The 16973-nt window shown below is 52.1% G+C and carries 23 protein-coding genes; 4 read left to right on the top strand and 19 right to left on the bottom strand.

The window, feature by feature from the left end:
- Positions 1–42 precede the first annotated feature (42 nt).
- The 10 genes from F7C38_03995 to psmA all read right to left on the bottom strand — a co-directional run bounded on the left by F7C38_03995 (position 43) and on the right by psmA (position 5778).
- Positions 43–333: a hypothetical protein gene (locus F7C38_03995; GenBank protein MCE4600706.1), complete on the bottom strand. Its 291-nt coding sequence runs from the start codon at positions 331–333 to the stop codon at positions 43–45.
- The gene (locus F7C38_03990) at positions 317–700 is read right to left on the bottom strand and encodes a prefoldin subunit beta (protein ID MCE4600705.1); all 384 of its coding nucleotides are present in this window, start codon (positions 698–700) and stop codon (positions 317–319) included. Before F7C38_03990 ends, F7C38_03995 begins: the two co-directional genes overlap by 17 nt.
- A gap of 74 nt (positions 701–774) precedes the next feature.
- Complete coding sequence (locus tag F7C38_03985) at positions 775–1020, bottom strand: hypothetical protein (protein ID MCE4600704.1); 246 nt, start codon at positions 1018–1020, stop codon at positions 775–777.
- Complete coding sequence (locus F7C38_03980) at positions 1017–1442, bottom strand: hypothetical protein (protein MCE4600703.1); 426 nt, start codon at positions 1440–1442, stop codon at positions 1017–1019. The genes F7C38_03985 and F7C38_03980 overlap by 4 nt, the downstream gene beginning before the upstream one ends.
- Before the next feature lie 225 nt (positions 1443–1667).
- Complete coding sequence (locus F7C38_03975) at positions 1668–1931, bottom strand: 50S ribosomal protein L37ae (protein MCE4600702.1); 264 nt, start codon at positions 1929–1931, stop codon at positions 1668–1670.
- A 16-nt stretch (positions 1932–1947) separates the two neighbouring features.
- A complete protein-coding gene (locus F7C38_03970) occupies positions 1948–2790 on the bottom strand; it encodes an exosome complex protein Rrp42 (protein MCE4600701.1) in 843 nt (280 codons plus the stop codon).
- Between the two features lies 1 nt (position 2791).
- Positions 2792–3526 (bottom strand): exosome complex exonuclease Rrp41, encoded by a 735-nt coding sequence (gene rrp41, locus F7C38_03965; GenBank protein MCE4600700.1) that lies wholly within the window; start codon positions 3524–3526, stop codon positions 2792–2794.
- A complete protein-coding gene (rrp4, locus tag F7C38_03960) occupies positions 3526–4227 on the bottom strand; it encodes an exosome complex RNA-binding protein Rrp4 (GenBank protein MCE4600699.1) in 702 nt (233 codons plus the stop codon). The genes rrp41 and rrp4 overlap by 1 nt, the downstream gene beginning before the upstream one ends.
- Complete coding sequence (locus F7C38_03955) at positions 4227–4931, bottom strand: ribosome assembly factor SBDS (protein MCE4600698.1); 705 nt, start codon at positions 4929–4931, stop codon at positions 4227–4229. Before F7C38_03955 ends, rrp4 begins: the two co-directional genes overlap by 1 nt.
- 70 nt (positions 4932–5001) lie before the next feature.
- Positions 5002–5778, bottom strand: a complete 777-nt coding sequence (gene psmA / locus F7C38_03950) for an archaeal proteasome endopeptidase complex subunit alpha (GenBank protein MCE4600697.1) — start codon at positions 5776–5778, stop codon at positions 5002–5004.
- 161 nt (positions 5779–5939) lie between these two features.
- Here psmA and F7C38_03945 point away from each other — a divergent pair, with 161 nt between their 5' ends.
- Positions 5940–6425 (top strand): hypothetical protein, encoded by a 486-nt coding sequence (locus F7C38_03945; GenBank protein MCE4600696.1) that lies wholly within the window; start codon positions 5940–5942, stop codon positions 6423–6425.
- A 5-nt stretch (positions 6426–6430) separates the two neighbouring features.
- Here F7C38_03945 and F7C38_03940 read toward each other — a convergent pair whose 3' ends face one another.
- Positions 6431–7654: a redox-regulated ATPase YchF gene (locus F7C38_03940; GenBank protein ID MCE4600695.1), complete on the bottom strand. Its 1224-nt coding sequence runs from the start codon at positions 7652–7654 to the stop codon at positions 6431–6433.
- Positions 7655–7775: 121 nt separating this feature from the next.
- On the opposite strand from F7C38_03940, the gene F7C38_03935 reads away from it, so the two are divergent.
- The 3 genes from F7C38_03935 (at position 7776) to F7C38_03925 (ending at position 9604) form a co-directional block, all read left to right on the top strand.
- Positions 7776–8450, top strand: a complete 675-nt coding sequence (locus tag F7C38_03935; protein MCE4600694.1) for a 50S ribosomal protein L15e — start codon at positions 7776–7778, stop codon at positions 8448–8450.
- Between the two features lie 72 nt (positions 8451–8522).
- The gene (locus tag F7C38_03930) at positions 8523–8960 is read left to right on the top strand and encodes a hypothetical protein (protein MCE4600693.1); all 438 of its coding nucleotides are present in this window, start codon (positions 8523–8525) and stop codon (positions 8958–8960) included.
- A complete protein-coding gene (locus F7C38_03925) occupies positions 8960–9604 on the top strand; it encodes a hypothetical protein (GenBank protein MCE4600692.1) in 645 nt (214 codons plus the stop codon). Before F7C38_03930 ends, F7C38_03925 begins: the two co-directional genes overlap by 1 nt.
- Here F7C38_03925 and F7C38_03920 read toward each other — a convergent pair.
- The 8 genes from F7C38_03920 to F7C38_03885 form a co-directional block, all read right to left on the bottom strand.
- On the bottom strand, positions 9579–11105 hold the full coding sequence (locus F7C38_03920; GenBank protein MCE4600691.1) for a radical SAM protein: 1527 nt from the start codon (positions 11103–11105) through the stop codon (positions 9579–9581). The two genes, F7C38_03925 and F7C38_03920, sit on opposite strands and share 26 nt — an antisense overlap.
- Positions 11096–12337, bottom strand: a complete 1242-nt coding sequence (locus tag F7C38_03915; GenBank protein MCE4600690.1) for an NTP transferase domain-containing protein — start codon at positions 12335–12337, stop codon at positions 11096–11098. The genes F7C38_03920 and F7C38_03915 overlap by 10 nt, the downstream gene beginning before the upstream one ends.
- The gene (locus F7C38_03910) at positions 12267–13406 is read right to left on the bottom strand and encodes an SPOUT family RNA methylase (protein MCE4600689.1); all 1140 of its coding nucleotides are present in this window, start codon (positions 13404–13406) and stop codon (positions 12267–12269) included. Before F7C38_03910 ends, F7C38_03915 begins: the two co-directional genes overlap by 71 nt.
- Before the next feature lie 46 nt (positions 13407–13452).
- The gene (locus tag F7C38_03905) at positions 13453–14109 is read right to left on the bottom strand and encodes a 30S ribosomal protein S3ae (GenBank protein MCE4600688.1); all 657 of its coding nucleotides are present in this window, start codon (positions 14107–14109) and stop codon (positions 13453–13455) included.
- 73 nt (positions 14110–14182) lie between these two features.
- Positions 14183–14410 (bottom strand): hypothetical protein, encoded by a 228-nt coding sequence (locus F7C38_03900; GenBank protein MCE4600687.1) that lies wholly within the window; start codon positions 14408–14410, stop codon positions 14183–14185.
- The gene (locus F7C38_03895) at positions 14407–15681 is read right to left on the bottom strand and encodes a hypothetical protein (GenBank protein MCE4600686.1); all 1275 of its coding nucleotides are present in this window, start codon (positions 15679–15681) and stop codon (positions 14407–14409) included. The genes F7C38_03900 and F7C38_03895 overlap by 4 nt, the downstream gene beginning before the upstream one ends.
- A gap of 53 nt (positions 15682–15734) precedes the next feature.
- Entirely contained in the window at positions 15735–16193 is a 459-nt protein-coding gene (locus F7C38_03890) for a 30S ribosomal protein S15 (GenBank protein MCE4600685.1), read from the bottom strand.
- A 76-nt stretch (positions 16194–16269) separates the two neighbouring features.
- Positions 16270–16947 (bottom strand): dolichol kinase, encoded by a 678-nt coding sequence (locus F7C38_03885; protein ID MCE4600684.1) that lies wholly within the window; start codon positions 16945–16947, stop codon positions 16270–16272.
- Positions 16948–16973: the final 26 nt, after the last annotated feature.

Raw genomic sequence — 16973 nt, 5'->3', positions numbered from 1 at the left:
TTTGAATGCGTAGCTATAATGGCGCTCCTGGCCCTTCTTAGCTCATCTGTTAGCTCTACTATCCACCTTTTTAGATAGTTCTGTTTCGAAGGCCTGTCTGGCCGCTTCGATTGCAGCCTCTATCACCTCGTGAAGCATCTTCCTCTCTACGCGAGGTCTTGCTAGATGTATATCGATCACGAGCCTCTCTGGTCCCTCTACCGAGTATGTTGCTTTTAGGGAAATATTATAGTAAGATATCCTTTGTCCTAGCGCGTTCTCTATTACGTGCCTGGCAGCTTCCTCAGCCTTTGAGAGAGCTTTCTCGACCGCCTCGCTATCCGGCCCCGCCAACGGGCGCTCCACCAGATCCGCCTCCTAGCATCTGCGCTAGCTCCTTGCTTAGCCTCTCGACTTCTTTCTGCAGGCTCTCCTCTTGTTTTCTCAAGGCAACAAGCTTCAACTCGAAGCTCTCCTTCTTCTCCTGGAGCTCCTTTACAAGCGCCTCCTTGCTCGTCTTTATCAAAACTATACCTTTCATCCGGTAGAGCTCGGCGTCATCACCTACCCCCTTCAGTTCCTCCAACAGTTTTTCGATATCAGCCAGCGAGGCCTCTAGCAACGCCTTCTCCTGAGCCACGCGAGCCAACAGCTCTCGTGCCTGAACGAATTTCCTATACTTAGCCTCGACCTGTGGGGGCACCTTCTCGATCGCGCCCATAATCTAGCACCAGGATCCACTCGTAAGCCCGGCTTATTAAAGACGACTGTAAGTAACTGGATTCCTTCTAGTTTTCACTGCTCTGAAGCCTGTTTAAGAGAGCTGTATGCTGAGTATGCCAGTAGCAGGAACGAATTTGAGAGTGCCCGCAGCCCCGATAGGCTCCTTGAGGTTACTCTGACAATAATGCACTCGCCTTCTAAATCCACGGTGACTCTTCCCTTGTCTGGTGCTTTGGCCTCGGCCTCCGCCATTAATGCATTATAGAGGTGGGTAGAGTCGGGGCCGATGCATATCTTGTATGAGGCCCTCATAGTCAAGGCGTTTTCACCATCCTCCTCGGTTTTGCCAGCCTTAATCTGGGGCCAACCATTTGACCCCTGAACTTAAACTCCAACCTAACCACGCCTTCCCCCTCCGCCGAGAAAATGGCTAGTATATCGCTGTCTGATGGACGTTCCCATACCCGTGCACGGAACGCTTTGACAAATGCATCCGCGAACTCCTCGGAGAGAGGATCATCGTCTACCTCGACGATAATCCCTCTGGGATGCTCGTCCGGTAGAGGTCTTCGGAGTTCCCTGGAGAGCGCGAGGCCCTTTATAATGAACGTGACTATATTAACTAGATGCCTCTCCTTAACCTCATAAACCCTCATTATACTAGGATTGCCTCTCAGCCCACCGATGACTACCACACGGTCCGCCCCTCTGAGGAGGGCTTCAGAGGCTAGCTCCTGCATAGAATAGTGCCCCCTTGTAAGCCTCTCGGCACCGGGCAATACACTCGATAGATCCTTGACTAGGGATCTCACCCGCGGGGAGGGTCTTCTACTTGAGGTTACTATAATCATAGCCATTATACACCTACCTACCCCAAATCGGATGTGGATCTAGGCTACGCGGGGACTGGTCCTGGTGGTAGTAGATGAATCGGGTTTGGGATTAGAATTGAATACCGCAAGGAGTTATTCCTTTACTATATACTTCTTGAAGTAGGGCGCTAGTCCTGACCTGGGAAGATACGCGGCTCCCGCCCATACATTACCGCACTTTCTACAAGCCCATACTCCGACCGCTATTCTGTACACTGTGCCGACTCTACCGCAGAAGGGGCACACGTGGGGCCCCCGCTTCTTGACTATGATATCCCTTACCCTCTTCCGTACGCTGACTCCATACCTAGGCCCATACGAGCCTGCTGGCCCTACGTTTTTCGTTCTCCTAGCCATTTATCGCACCCCGAGTCTACTGTCCTGGCACCCGGCCACCAATTGCCTCCTCAAGGGATTTAAAGTATACTCGGACAGCATTAGCGCCTATATCGATGGCCTTCAAGATCTCCTCCGGCGTCATAGCTCCGGGGCCGGATTTCTGGATGCCCGCTATCCTCCCCTCAGCGTCATAAGCTATGATAATCCTGGTATCAGAGACTACCTCTTCGTCTAGGTTTGGATCCACGATTAGATAGTCGCCGATCTTAGCTATGTTTGTCGTAAGCACTATCTTGTTTAGCTTGAGTGGGGTGGTACGTTCTTCTTTAACCAGTATCTCGCCGGTTTCAAGCTCCTCGTAGTCTGGCAAGCGGGTGTCTGCTAGCGCCGCCATTGTAGCCAGCATGCTCGCGTCAAACAGGTTGCCATCGTAGTTTAACACGTAGATATCAACATGTATTACCCATACCTTCTGTCCAGGTATGAGTACGAGGCTGCTTCTATCAACGGCGTTGCTCTCTCTTAGACTCCTGTCTATTACTCTGGCTAGCTCTATGGCGTTCTCGTCCGGGGGTCCAGGCTCGAAGAGTGGTGATGCAACCGGTACAAACTCCGCGTTTACCGCTATAACTCCCTCATCGGGGGTATCTTTGAAGGGAGCGCCGACATCGACCTTTACGCCCACGAGCACTTGTGTCTTGCCTAGGTACACCTGGGCGGAGCCCTCGGCCCTTTCAATGACCCCGGTCTCGATCTTCACCAGCCTGGGCGTATAGAGATCTCTCTCCTCTACCCTAAGCCCCTTGGATATGAGTGATAGTATGGTGTTCTTCCTTAGCTCCGGGACTATAGGGACTTTAAACGGTGTTAGGCTCACCTCACTCCACCTCCTCGCTGGAAGCGTATTCCTCTATTAACGCCTTCTTCTCAAGCTCTACTAGTCTTTTGATGGCATCGAGGGCCATGTTCAATCCCCTCTCGACCTCCTCTCTAGTTAGAACTCCGTTGAGCTGGAATAACGTCACCTTGCCTATGCTTGGAGCTGCGGCAATCGGGAGATCGGCCTCACCATTACCGTCCTCCAGCTCATCGACGTCCAAAACCAGTACTCCCTCTATCTTACCGACGGCGACTCCAGCGACGAGAGCTTTCATGGGTATGCCAGCGTTTGCTAGAGCTAGTGAAGCGGCTGTGACAGCGGCGGTTCTTGTCCCTCCATCCGCCTGTAGGACCTCTACGAACACGTCTATCGCTGTTCTCGGGAAGTGCTTGACTAGTATTATGTCTTCGAAGGCCTCTCTCAATACCTTAGACAACTCGATTTCCCTCCTGGAAGGCGCTGGGCTCTTCCTCTCTGCGGTGGAGAAGGGGGCCATGTGATATCTAACCCTCAAGAGAGCTCTATCGGGGAGTATCATAAACCTCTGTAGGGGCTCCCTGGGCCCATATACTGCGGCTAGGATCCGTGTCCTCCCATATTCTACTAGGGCGGATCCGTCAGCGTTGTCCAAGACGTTTACACGCATCCTCACGGGCCTCATCTCCTCGGGTAGACGGCCATCGTGCCGTCTGCCGAGCTCGTCTATGAGTTTGATGCCCTGAATCTTACCCATTACTCCACACCCCTTACCTTCTTCAACTCCTGAATATACTCCTGTACACGGGCTGTTAGCCCGGTTGTATGAGCCTCCCTCTCAATCATTTTTATCGCCAGCACCAGGATGGCCTCCCTGTCGGGATCACTGCATTTAACATGAATCCTACCGTTCACAGCCACGAACACGTCACATCCCGTCTCCTCTTGGAGCATGTTGAGCATACTCCTCTTCTTACCGATCACCCTGGGTATCTTGGCCGCCTGTATTTCAACTATCTTGCCATCGACTATCTTGCCCAGGCCTTTGTCCTGGACAGTTAATAGGGGGCTTCGAGACCTATCAAAGGCTACTACCTTGGCTTTCAAATAATCCCCCACGTTGAGATACTGGGTTAAATCGTCTGAGAGGGGGTTAAAGGGCCTCCCCAGGAAGTCCTGCGCGTTCAACACGGCTACATAGGGCGAGTTTATATCGACTTGCCAGTTCATTACTCCTATCGATTGCACCATTCCTATCACTATGTCACCTGGCTTGGGTATGTAGACGCTCTGTAGTGGTATGAAGTTCGCCTTGTCATCGTGTAGATCAAGGATCCCCATGACTGTAGCATACTTACTGCCGCCTACTTCAACAACATAGGGCTCCTTAGCCTCGACCTCGTCCGGTAGCTTGTCCCCTGGGACTACTATAACCCTGCCGCTACCCTCTCCGCTCACTATTTAATCACCTTTACGTCTATCCGTGCTTGACCCTTGGTCAAGCCCTGTATGCGGGATACCGTTTCCACCTGGGACCCCGCTGGGATTTCTATCTCCGCTACTAGGCTTCCGTCGTGGCGCCACTCGGTTTTAAGCAGGGTGCCCAGCCTAGCCAGTTCCCTATATATCCTCCCGGAGAAGCTAGGTGGTACCTCTACTTTGACTATCGCCCGGGCTAGCTTGATAGGCATTATCCGGGCGATCTTCTTGACGGCCTCTATTGCCTGGCTCTCAGCGTCTTTGAATGGGTCTACTCCTATCCTTAGCTGGTCGAAGGCGGTTTCAATCCTTGTCTCTGGGATCGGCCTGCCTGTCTTCGGGTCGATGGCGTTCCTAGCTATGTACATTATGATTTGCCTCCTCTTAGCCTCGATAAGCTTTCTCCTCTGTTCTTCGGTTAACTGTATGTTGCCCTCGCGGAGTATTTTCTCGGCTATCTTAACTATATCCTCCGTGTTGAAGGCGCTTCTAATCTCGCTGGGACTGGCTTTGAGGCCCTTCCTTGAGTCCCTGTAGACGGTATCCGTCCATAATACATCCTCTAAATCGACGTTCTCGCCTTCCTTGAATTTGAACGCCAGATCAGGTCTTACTAGTATTTCGAAGCGCTTTCCTTTAACTTCTATCCACGCTATTACATAATCCTGTTTCTTGCCTGGCATTCACCTACACCCAGAGTAATATTTTATTGGAGGTCCCCTTTTATTCGGTGAAAATTGCTTGTGCCGGGAGTTATTTATTTAAAAGTTTATCCCTTAGCTTGTCGACGTGTTCTCGTATCTCTTCTGGGGTCATCTTCTTGAAAATTCGATCGTCGGATTTAACGTATCCTATCTCGACCAGACGAGGTAGCTCTTCTATTAGTTCTTCTTTCTCCATTTTCTCGCCGCCTCCTTCAATTTTGCTCTTGAATATTGCCTCCAAGACTAGATCAATTATCTCGTCGAAACCCATGTCTTTTCTATAGTTTTGCTCTAGGAATCCGTTGACGAAGGACTCACCGGAGCCGATAGCTACTGCGTAGTAGTTGAAGAATTGCCCTCCAGGGTCTGTTTTTATAAGTCTTATCTTCCCATCGGGGTTTATGCCTCCGAATATTAGGGATACTCCAAAGGGCCTGACCCCGCCGTGTTGGGTGTATAGTTGTTTTATGTCTGAGATAGCCTTCGCCACGTAGTCGACTGTGGGTGGTTCGCCATAGAGCAGTCGGTGTCTGACCGCTATCAACCTCGCCTGGTCTATCAGTATCCTCCCATCGCTACCCATGCCAGCGAATGCCACTCCGATGTGATCGTCTACTTTGTATATCTTCTCTATGCTCTCTAAGTCTAGTAGTTTCGTGAGTTTCCTCTTCTCGGCGGCCAGTACCACGGCGTCGACTCCCTTTATACCGATACTCGTCCATCCCTTTCTGACGGCCTCGAAGGCGTATCTTACCTGGTATAGGTCGCCCTCTGGCGAGAATATTATGGTAGCCCTATCATACGCTGTTTGAGGCATCATCGCCATTCAGTCATACACCCTCGTCTCCAGGGAGTAGGATGGTGCGGGAGCTTTAAATAATACAGTTAATGGTCACCTGGTTATTTGGGTCCGATGATGAAGAGACCGACCAGAGACTCTCTAGATGGCCGGAGCTTCTCTCCACTGAGGAGTCAGGTGATGCTAACGTGGACTGGCTGGTACCGTTACTAGTGGTCGACATAATACTAATTATATTTATGATATATATTTATAGTATAGTGTCCAGGGTGAGGAAGACCCTTAAGGGACTCCTAACGGCTGCCTCGATAAATCACAGAATAAGGAAAGCCGTAGAGGAAACCAGCCAGAAGCCTAGACGCAGATACATAGTCTTCACTATCGAGACGACAGAAAATATAGATGAACGGAGCCTAGCCAGGGCTATAATCAAAACCGCCGAAGAGATACTAGGAGAGGTTGGTCTTGTCGATTCAGGAATACACCTAGTCTACTATGACCCCGTGAAGCGTCTTGGCGTCATAAGGGTCAAGCACCTATACAAATACCATGCACTCGCCATCCTAGGCCTGGTACGTGATGTAAACGGGGTGAAGATCCGGATCTTGCCATTGGGGACAAGTGGGACCCTCAAAAAGGCGCTTAAAAGAGTAGGTGCTAGGAAGAAGCTGTAGGGTTCTCATCTGGCGGCGGCTACTATCTTTATCACATCGTTATCCTGTAGTACATAGGACTCGCCTACCCTCTGCTTCGTCTTCGCATTAATCGCGTAAAGGAATGTTTTACCTAAGTCAGTGTGTATGATATATGCTAAGTCCCTCGCAGTAGTACCCCTCGGGACTAGGATGACGTCGGGCAGAATCCTGCCATTCTTATCGGTGAATCTATTCGGATCGTCGACGGGATAAACCGCTATGTGATTTAAAACGTCAAGGACAGCTGTATTTATGGCTGCCTGGACGCCTGTCGACCCCCATTTCTCCAGGACTCTATCTACGATCTCTAACAGTTTCCTGGTTTTCTCGTCAATCCTAGATTCGTCTAGTATCTCATAGCTGGGGTCGCCTGGCAGGTATCTGATTACCCCCTCTTTTGCCAGTCGTTTTAAGAGTAGTTCTGCTGCTGAGCTTACAGGAATGACCGGGTAGCTGGGATACGCCTGGCGTAGCCTCTCTATGTTTCTCCAAGCGGTAGGAACGTCCACCTTGTTAGCTACTATTATTACTGGTTTCGATACCTCTCTCAGAGTTTTCATGAAGTTCCTTAGATCGTCGCTACTCCAGGAGGATAGCTTCTTATCTCTTAGCCCGGTCTTGTCTAGTGCAGCGACTACATGGGATTTACGTATACTCAAGCCGGAAAGCCTCTGCGCTATTGCACCGGACACGTCTAGGACCCCTCCAGTGTCTACTGACTTCGAGAACTTAGCCCAGTCCCTAGCTGCTACAGAGTACATCCACTCGTCTATTTCATAAAGTATCTCGCGGACCTCCTCCACCGGATCGTAGGTTCCAGGTCTGGCTGGGACTCCCTCGGGGTCTGTGGCTCCACTAGCATCGACGACCAGTAACAGTGCATCGGCTTGCCTCAGGTTGTCTAGGAATCTATTGCCTAGTCCTCTGCCTTTATGGGCTCCGGGTACTAGGCCTGCAACATCCATTATTTTGACCGGTATAAACCTTTCCCCCCTAACGCATAGGCTATTGGAGGCGTCGCATCTATCTAATCCGAGTTCCCGGTGTACACACGTCTTTCTGACATACGCTACGCCTACGTTAGGCTCGATTGTAACGAAGGGCCTATTGGCGATTTCAACGACCGTCTCCGTCGCTGCAGCGAAGAACGTTGATTTCCCGACGTTAGTCTTCCCCACAACGCCAAGCAGTATCTTTGAGGCCTCCAAAAGCCGCTTCCCCCGCTCTAGGGGTGGAACTGGGGGAGGGGACAGTTTAAAATCCTCGGAAACACCTAACTCCATTCGCCTGGAGCGGATGTGCTGATACTCCAGTGCGGGGTGCGTCGCGATGGCTAAGTCAGTGTATCACTACGTCGCCGAGGCGTGGAAGAGGCCCTACGACGGTGAACACGGGCTACTGATGAAGGCCAGGCTCATCGAGTGGAGGAGGCAGCCGGCTATACTGAGGATAGAGAAGCCTACTCGGATAGACAGGGCTAGGTCGCTCGGCTACAAGGCGAAGCAAGGAGTCATAGTTGTAAGGGTAAGGGTTAGAAAAGGCGGCATGAGAAAGCCTAGGCCCAACAAAGGGAGACGGCCTAAGAGGATGGGCGTTTACGGCTTCGCTCCAGCCAAGAGTATACGTTTGATAGCGGAGGAGAGGGCTCAGAGGAAGTATCCCAACATGGTCGTCCTTAACAGTTACTACGTTGGCGAAGACGGCCTCTACAAGTGGTACGAGGTTATCCTAGTCGACCCAAACCATCCCGCTATAAGATCGGACCCGGAGCTTTCATGGGTGTCTAGCGGGAAACATAAGGGAAGACCCTTCAGAGGGCTAACTAGTGCAGGCAGAAAGATGAGAGGACTAAGGAAGAGTAGGGGATTAAAGGGCACCCACAAGTACAAGTGGAAGAAGAAGAGTAAAGAGAGGGCTTTGAAGAAGAGACACGAGGCAAGCGGTAGAGCTAGGCTCATAGAACCCGACGAGCTAAGAGAGCGCTACCACAAAGGGGACATATGACCGGCTAGTATGCAATAATCCTATTATCCTCTAACCGCTAGTCTAGTACAGTCTTGTAGAGAGGGACCCTCCATGCCAGTGAAATCCCTAGAACTGAGAGTCTACGTTCATGCAACGGAGGACAGGGAGAGAGTGGTCGAGTCGCTAAAGCACGTCCTAGGGGACTGGTGGAGTCGTGCTAGAGTGGCAGAGGAAGTCTATGAGGGGCATTACGGCAACCCGGTAAGGGTTATCACGGCCCGTATAGATGGTGTAGAAGACGCTAGCAGTGCTCTGGACTACATCCTCTCGCGTCTTGGTGAAGGCGATAGGGGCGTGTTACTGCAGAGCTTGGAGGATCGGGTCGATAGGGAGGGGACCCTCTATTTTAGGTTGAGCAAGCAGGAGGCGTACCTTGGCAGGCTACTTGTGTATGAGTCCGACGACGTTATTAGAGTCGCTGTATCGTTCCGAGGCAGGCGCCGGAACGCCATAGAAGAGTATAGGAGGAGGCTAGGTGGAGTGGAGTAGTGTCCTGCTTTATCGACCTCTACACAGAGCCTGTAAACGTGGATGACGCCGTAGATATTGTCAGGTATGCCGGGAGGCTTGGCTATTGCATTGTAGGAATGAGACCCTTTGACCCTAGCGATTGGAGTAGAATAGTGGACGAGGGTCTAAAAGTGGGAGTGAAGATGGTCAAGGTTTACCGGGTCAAAGGCAGTAATCGAGGTGATGTGGCTGGTAGGGCGGCGAAAGCGCCTAGAGGCGTGATACTGGTCGCAGAAGCCAAGAGCCAGGAGATAGCGAGATACGCCAGCGTAAATAAGAGGTTTGCTGGCTACATTGTTGTGCCTGGCATGGAGAGGATCGTAGATAGGAGCACGAGGAACCTCTTCCGTGAAAGGGGATGGGGGGTCGTCATAGTACTACTCCGGTACCTCTTAGGGAAACGAGACAAGGCCACATGGAGATACTATTATCTCTCGCTCAGGAGGGGGTTTGCCTACAACGTGGATATAGCCCTGGCCAGCGGTGCTAGGGATAGTAGCGAGCTGTGGCATCCCATGTCGGCGGCTGGCGTGGCCAGCATCGTTGGCGTCCCAGGAGAGTATGCTCGTCTATGGCTCACCAGTGCCCCAGCCAGGCTCATCGATGCCTTCCAGAGGCGATAACCGAGAGGAAGGACTTGTACTCGAACCTTAGGCTTCTAAGGCTAGCATAGGGATGTTCAACTAGCTCGTGCCATGGCGGGTCCCACTCCACAGGCTTCTCGGCTAAGTAGTATTCGAGGTTCAACCGGCTCTCTCTGGCTACCCCCTTGAACTGTCCGAGCCTGGCCCCCCTCCTTGCCCATTCTATTATCAACTGGGAGATTCTGGAGTCACCCCTCGAAAAGACGGTCTGTGGTATGATCCATTTGGGATCATACCAAGTAACTCGGCCGCCTTTCCTAGATACACTCTTCCTCAATAACTGGATTCTCCTGGCGGCTATCTTGGGGTCTGGGGCGGGAGCCCATTGTAGTGGGGTTACAGGCTTCGGGATGAAGGGGTTTATGGAGACCTTGAGGGTCCCTCCGCCTCTAGCAACTCTAATCGCCGCTTCCTCCGCCAGGCGGATCGTCTCTATGAACTCGTTATCTAGCTCTCCAGGGAAGCCGGTTATTAGGTAGAGTTTTACATTGTTTAACCCTGCCTCTAGGACAGTGTCTATAGCATTCATTGTCCCCTCTAAACCTATGCACTTGTTTATAGCCTCGCCTATCCGGCAGCTCCCCGTCTCCGGGGCTATCGTTATCGTTCTTTGACCGCCTTCAGCTATGAGCCTGGCCCTATCGACAGTGAGCGTCTCAGCCCTTATACTGGGGACTGATACCTCTAAGCCGAGGGCCACTGCATGTGCGAGTATCCCCTCAGCGTCTGGGTTATCGAAGAAGGCTAGGCTATAGAAGCTCACCTTCCCAGCCCTAGTCTCTTCTAACCCTGCCTCTAGTAGGTTCCTTAGGGTGGCATAGCCTCTATCGCGTTTTGGCCGGAAGATCGCTCCCTCCATGCAGAACCTACACATCCTGCTACAGCCCCGCGTTGTCTCCAGCATAAAGGATCTGCCCCATACAGGCTCCACTCCGGGAGGGACTCGCTGGTTCACCGGGTACCATGCTTTATCGAGGTCCTTTACATAGATCCTCTTAACCCTCTCCTTCAAGCCTGGGATTAGCAGGCCTGGCGTGCTGGCTAGCCTCTCTAGAGCCCTTCTCCTGGTTTCGGCTTGCGACGCGTCTATTATGTCGTCGAGCACCGGCTCTGCCTCTCCGACTAGTACAGCGTCTAGGATGGGTGTTAGAGGCGCTGGATTTGCGGTTACAGAGGGACCCCCAGCCAGTATTACGGGGTGTTCTCCGGTTCTTTCATTCCTCCAGACGGGTATCCCTGCATTGTCTAGGGCCTTGATCAGCTCCGTGTAGAGGAGCTCGTATGGGAGGCTCGTCACAACGATTCTTGCCTTCCGGGGATGGGGAGAGGGACGCTCAGCGACTAGCTCCCCATCCTCTAGAAAATATGTAGCTGTTCGAACCCTGTTCTCCTCTAAGTAGGCTTTCAGCATGTGGAATGCTATGCTGGAGTACGCCACTCGCCTGTCGGAGAGATACACTAGTGCTATCTCTAGCTGCACTTAACTACACCGTTCTTCTCGACGTCCCTCTTCACGACGCAGCCGGGGTACACTAGAGCGTGTGATCCTATCTTTACTCCGGGGTATATCGAGACGTTTATACCTGTCTGGGCGTACCCGCCTATTACCGCGCCGAGTTTGCTCCTGCCCGTGTCGACCCTGACATTTTTTATACTCATCTTAATTGTCTTCTTGTCGAACCTTAGGTTAGCCGTTACTGTTCCAGCCCCCAGGTTAACGTGCTCGCCCACTATGCTATCGCCGATATAGTTGAGGTGGGGCGCCTTGGCGCCCTCGAACAGAATGGAGGCTTTAAACTCTGTCGAGTGGCCTACCTTGGATCCGTCTCCCAGGACCCCCCAGCCACGTATGTAGGCGTGAGGGCCGACGACCGCGCCACGTCCTATATACGCGGGTCCCTCCAGGACTGTGAATGGCTTGATGACTGCGCCCTCCTCGACAATAACGGGTCCCTCCAGGACAGCAGTGGAGTGTACCTCGCCTTGTACCCTAGTCTGGCCCGTCTTCGAGGCTAGAGCTAGCCTGTTTGCCTCCAGGAGATCCCAGGGCCTTCCTATGTCCAGCCACTGTCCCTTGTCTGCAACCTTGACTATTCTCACCGGGTAGTCTTGAGCTAGCATAGTTAACCCGTCGGTGGCTTCATACTCATTCCTCGGCGATAAGGGGATTTTCTTGAAGTAGCTGGCGTGCTCTCGGCCCAGTTTTATCATGCCCGCGAAGACCAGGTTACTCGGCTCCCTCCCCCTGGGGGGCTTCTCGACTATTCTTTTCATGTATGTGTCTTCTAGTGTCTCAAGCACACCGTACTCCCAAGGCTTGTCCACGGGTGCTGCTAGTATGGAGGGCGTCTCTGACGAAGCCATTGACTCGTAGACTCTAGCGTCGATGTATATGTCCGAGTAGATTATCAGGAATTCGTCGCCGTTTGAACTGGCTAGGGCTTTATTTATCGCGTCCCCGGTCCCCTTCTCTCCTTCTTGGTTGACGATCGTGGCTTCGAATCCACAGTCTCTGACGTGCCTTCTTATGTCGTCGATCATGTACGATGCCACGACTATAATCTCGTCGGGGGAATAGGATTCCGTGGCTAGTCGGAGGTGGCGGCATAGGATTGTCTCGTCTACTACCGGCATTAGGGGTTTAGGCCTTGTCTCGGTCAGGGGCCTTAGCCTCTCCCCCTTTCCCGCCGCCAGTAGTATTAGGCTTTTCATCCTCTAATCCTCCTAGTCTATCGTGGAGTAGGGTGGCGAACGCTATAAGCGCTGAGGCTATAGCGTATTCCGTCGATAGAGTGACTCCTGGAGCCACGTCGATTACTAGGTCAGCGTACCTGTATATGCCTAGGGGGACGCCCTCGCGGGAGCCTGCTAGAATGTTGACCCTCTTGCCTTTTACGAGGAGCTCCCACAGGGTATCAGCTACCTTTGAGACGGGCTCACCCTCGGGTTCTAGTACTATTATGACTTCGCCTCTCCGGTCTCTGACTAGCTGGTGTATGTCCTGGAGGTAGACGGGGACCCTCCTAGTCTCCCTATGGTAGCTCCTAGATTGTATCCTGTACCTGGATTCTATCCCCTCGAAGAGACCGTTTAGGAACTCCGATAGCTGCCTCGCATCCACACTACCAGCCGGCGCCACTACAAGCTCCTTCACCTCAAAGTTCTGGACCTCCCTACCTATCCTTACACCCATGTTACGGCACGCGTCTAGGGGGCCCAGATATGGCATCTGGACTACGCTCAGCCGCTTGAAGAGTCTAGTGACAGGGTTTTTGCCGGGCTTCATCTTCTTCCATTCTATGCTGCCCGGCTGTATAGAGATTAGTGCAGTGTCTTGGAGTATCTCCACTATGACTAGCTTGTCCGGTCGCGTCAGGTTGACGCAGGCCCCGGAGGCCTTCCTTACTTTCTCTCCCACGATAACGTTAACGTCTATGCTTGTAAAGGAATGTCTCCCCCTCCTGACCGTCCTAACGGCAAAGCACTCGCTACTAGATATATGGTGGCGGGATAATTCCGCTGCTTTCTCGGCTATCTCGGAGGGATCAGCCTTGGCGACCGCCATGACCGGTATTATGCGATCCGCCTCCACAACCTTGTCCGCTATCTCCTTCTCGTCGCCGTCTTTACAGTTATACACGAGGACTAGGCCTTTGAACCCCTTTGGCGAGGGCTTTGCCCTCACCCAGGGTAAGGCCTCCTCGATTCTAGCGGCAGCTATCCTCTCCATCCCAAGGGATGTCTTGACGAGTATACATGGGTCTGTGCGAGCGCTGGTCAATCTGGAGATGCTCCCTCTGGAACCGCCTGGGCTTGTGGAGGTGGTGCTACCTGGCTCTTAACTGTATTGGGGAGATGACAACAGCCTTCTCGGGGCCCTCTGCTCCCGGAACCCAGAGTAGCTTCGACTTGGCTATCTCCACCTTTCTTATTGCATAGATTTTCCTAGCAGCCTCGTCTATCTCTTGGGCGAGGCTTCCTTCTTGGTCGCTGAATACCATTGCTTGTATGAACTCGTCTAGCGACGACTCAGAAGCCCTTTTCTCTATAATCTCCTTCATCCTCTTCCGGATAAGCTTCTTCTGGCTACTCTTGCACCGGTATCTAGTGAAGACCATCGCAGTCACCCTTAGCCCATAGCCGTCCTTGGTCCATACATCGAAGATGCCGGTTATCTTACTGCTTTTCCTCCTAGTGAGGCTCCTTATATAATCTCGGAGCAGCTCGTGCCCCTTGAATCTCGTATACGCTGTTTCTCCTTCGACCTTTACTATCTGGAAGTATAGCTTTATGTGGACGTGGGCGTAGTCTCCCGTGATATCGAAAAGAGTAACTTCCATGACCCTACCTATCAGCTTGTCGGGATCGTCCGCCGGAGTAATCCCCAGTGGCGCCTCCCCGAAGAGCGGGGGAGCCACAACCGTGTACCATTTCTTAAGCCTCCACGTATCCCCGGTAGGCCTTCCACGCCTCCTCCTTGCCATTCGTATCCACCAGCCTCAGCGACTTCCGGTGGGTGTTGCTCTAGCCCGAGTTTAAAGGTATTGTTACTGCATATTAGCTTACCGCCTCAAGCGCGGCCTTTAGAGAATAAAACAGGTCGTCGATAGTGTTTCTCAGAGTCAGTATCCTCTTCGGATCCTCGCAACCCCATACAGTTACCCTGCATACGAGATAGATTCCCTCGGCCGTACAGCTCACAGCAACATGGGGTGGGGCTGCGAGATTGTCCGGTTGAAGCGCGCTAGCTAGATGGATGGCGTCGCTAGTCCTAACCTCTATCACCGCGTTACACTCTCTTTCACGCATAGCCTTAGACCCTCCTCATGCGCGGCCTTTACCTCGACTAGCTTACGGGATTCGCCGTATCCTAGCGCCTCTTCTACCTGTAGCGTAGAGGCGCATAGCGTGTCTCCGTCTTCGAAGAGGAGTATCGCTTCGTTCACCCGACCCTTGTACCTTAGCGCCCTCCAGGCGAATAACGGCGATATACCCTCTGCTAGATTAACCTTGTATCCACGGATCCATGGTTGTATCCTAGTCTTTATCAGCCTGGCGTCCTCTATGAAGTCCGCGAAAGGCTTGGATACGCTTAAATGGTGGTTTTCTAGCGATTCTACCAGGTCTTCTAGGCGTGTTGCCAGAGATAGTGGTAGCGAGTAATCCCCTCTGGAGTCCATAGCATAGAGTATACTGTTCGATCTGAGTCTTGGATCATAGTTTAGAGTCTTGGATGTTACCAGCCCTGAAATATACTCTCCTACATCCACATCCCTACCAGTGTATTCCCTTATATATGACAATATAATTAATGCTATCCTCTCTAACTCGTCTCTCTTTAGAGTAGCGGCCACCCTGCTCGTGTACTCGCCGGCCCCGTTACCCTGCAACAACTCAATACAGTGCTCGCCGGCACCCGTTAGCCCCGGATAATAGGGGTCTAAGGTGCTAGCTATACCTTCGCATATCGTATGCGTCCCGGGCTTGTAGACCTTGAGGGTGTTAACCACCTCTAAGTTCAGGCCAGCTTCAATTAATGCCTCATAAAATATTCTATCTAGTCCATGCATTTTCCCCGTCTTCTTGATGTAGCTCCCCCAGTACGCTCCTGCCAGCAAGAGTAGTAGGTGTTCTCTCCTGCTGTAGGTTCCGCCTGTCGATGTGAATATTAGTCCCAGGATCGCTGGCAGGCTCCCCTGTCCTGTCACGTATGTTGCGCCTGGCGGTGGAGGGGTCTCCGCAACGTGGGATATGGAGAGTAACATGGACGATATCTCCGAAGACTTATAGGAGGGGTTATTATATCCTATTACGACCGTCGGCGTGTCTATTCTAGGCGGTGGTCTGACAGAGACCTTGTATATCGGTCTTATTCCGAATGAGCCTAAAACCGCTAGGATGGGTATCGAGGAAAGTATAGACTCAGGCCTCGGATACACACGAACCCTCACTATGCCTTCGCTGATTCCCTCCTCCACCAGCCTCTCCAATTGCCGCGCAGCTGCTGGAAGCGTTCTCTCTAGGGACTTGTCCGGCTCAAGTGATAGTTTTAACACTACCCTCTACCGAGAGGGGAAGAGTATCGGATTAGGGATATAATGGGTTTAAGCTAGCTGTACTCTGCTACCAGGAGCTTTGCCCTCTCGGGGCTATAGGTCCATTCTGGAGGAAGCACGCCCCTCTTCTTGTAGTATTTCACGAGCCTCCTTATCTTCGACTCCAGGTCGAGAAGCCCCTTTTTAGCGTTGAAGTCCTTAGGATGCTCGGATAGATGCCTCCTTAAGTTGACGGCTTTCCTTATGAGCGTCATTAAGTCTTCTGGTAGCGGTGGAGCTACCCCCTTTTCCTTCAAGACGCGTGTTACCTTTTTCCCGAGAAGTGGCTTGGCTAGTGGTATACCGAACTGGTCTCTAAGGATTATTCCTATCATGCTAGGCCCATAGCCCTTCTTCGCTAGCTCCTCTATTATACCCTCTATCTCCTCCGGCGTGTAGATTATCCATGACGGCACTGTGGGTCTAGCTGGCCGTGTAGAGTGCGAACGTCCCTTCTCTCTCTTCTTATTCAATCCATTACCACCCGAGTCTTTGCCTCCCCGTCTCTCCCATAGGTTTGTTGAGCTAGCCCCTGTAGGTTATAAATGGTTAGCTGGCCAGGCCCGCAGACAATAGTATTAGTGAGGAGGCCAGTGCAATCAATAGGTTATCGTCGATAGGCCCGAACTCATACCTTTCGACGAAACTCGATATAACTCCTGCGAGGCCACCCATGAGCCCGCCATATATGAGTCCTAGTGGAACCACTACCAGGGCCATGGCCACGTTACCCAACCAGTGTTTCGTCCTTCTGGCGAAGAGATAGTTCCTCACAACTCCCGTTACCGCGTCGCCGAAGGCTATGAAGAGCGCTGGAAGAACTGCTAAGCGGGGATCCCCAAGGATGATCCACAATATGAATAAGCTTATACCCCAGGCTATGGTAAAATTGACCTCGTACATGTTATCTCTAGTCTGAAACCAGTAGAGCAACTTGCCCCTTCTATGGAAATAGTAGAGGAAGCCCCCGAGTGCTAGAGCTGCCAGCGCTGGTAGAAGTGGTGTCGAGTAGAGTACTGGCGTGAGCAGCGCGATAACGCCTCCCGCCATTATATGGATTATCTTCCGGTTATAGTATATGGCAACGTTATGGGGGAGACCTTTTCCAATGAAGTATCTGTACGTGTACTTAGTGGCGAAGACCACAAACAAAGCGTATAGGCCTAAGAGAAGAGTAACCATCAGCTCCCGACCTAGATCACTCGGCACTAGGCCAGCCCCCGTCAATACTACCCCCCATCTCGATTGTTCGT

Source organism: Candidatus Thermodiscus eudorianus (assembly GCA_015521085.1).
Taxonomy (GTDB): Archaea; Thermoproteota; Thermoprotei_A; order Sulfolobales; family Acidilobaceae; genus Thermodiscus; species Thermodiscus eudorianus.
This window is presented reverse-complemented; position numbering and strand designations above follow the sequence as displayed.

Bases quoted from the DNA above. Each gene is read 5' to 3' on its own strand.
- F7C38_03990 (MCE4600705.1), bottom strand. From the start codon at position 700: ATGGGCGCGATCGAGAAGGTGCCCCCACAGGTCGAGGCTAAGTATAGG.
- F7C38_03980 (MCE4600703.1), bottom strand. From the start codon at position 1,442: ATGCAGGAGCTAGCCTCTGAAGCCCTCCTCAGAGGGGCGGACCGTGTG.
- F7C38_03975 (MCE4600702.1), bottom strand. From the start codon at position 1,931: ATGGCTAGGAGAACGAAAAACGTAGGGCCAGCAGGCTCGTATGGGCCT.
- rrp41 (MCE4600700.1), bottom strand. From the start codon at position 3,526: ATGGGTAAGATTCAGGGCATCAAACTCATAGACGAGCTCGGCAGACGG.
- F7C38_03955 (MCE4600698.1), bottom strand. From the start codon at position 4,931: ATGCCAGGCAAGAAACAGGATTATGTAATAGCGTGGATAGAAGTTAAA.
- psmA (MCE4600697.1), bottom strand. From the start codon at position 5,778: ATGGCGATGATGCCTCAAACAGCGTATGATAGGGCTACCATAATATTC.
- F7C38_03935 (MCE4600694.1), top strand. From the start codon at position 7,776: ATGGCTAAGTCAGTGTATCACTACGTCGCCGAGGCGTGGAAGAGGCCC.
- F7C38_03930 (MCE4600693.1), top strand. From the start codon at position 8,523: ATGCCAGTGAAATCCCTAGAACTGAGAGTCTACGTTCATGCAACGGAG.
- F7C38_03915 (MCE4600690.1), bottom strand. From the start codon at position 12,337: ATGAAAAGCCTAATACTACTGGCGGCGGGAAAGGGGGAGAGGCTAAGG.
- F7C38_03905 (MCE4600688.1), bottom strand. From the start codon at position 14,109: ATGGCAAGGAGGAGGCGTGGAAGGCCTACCGGGGATACGTGGAGGCTT.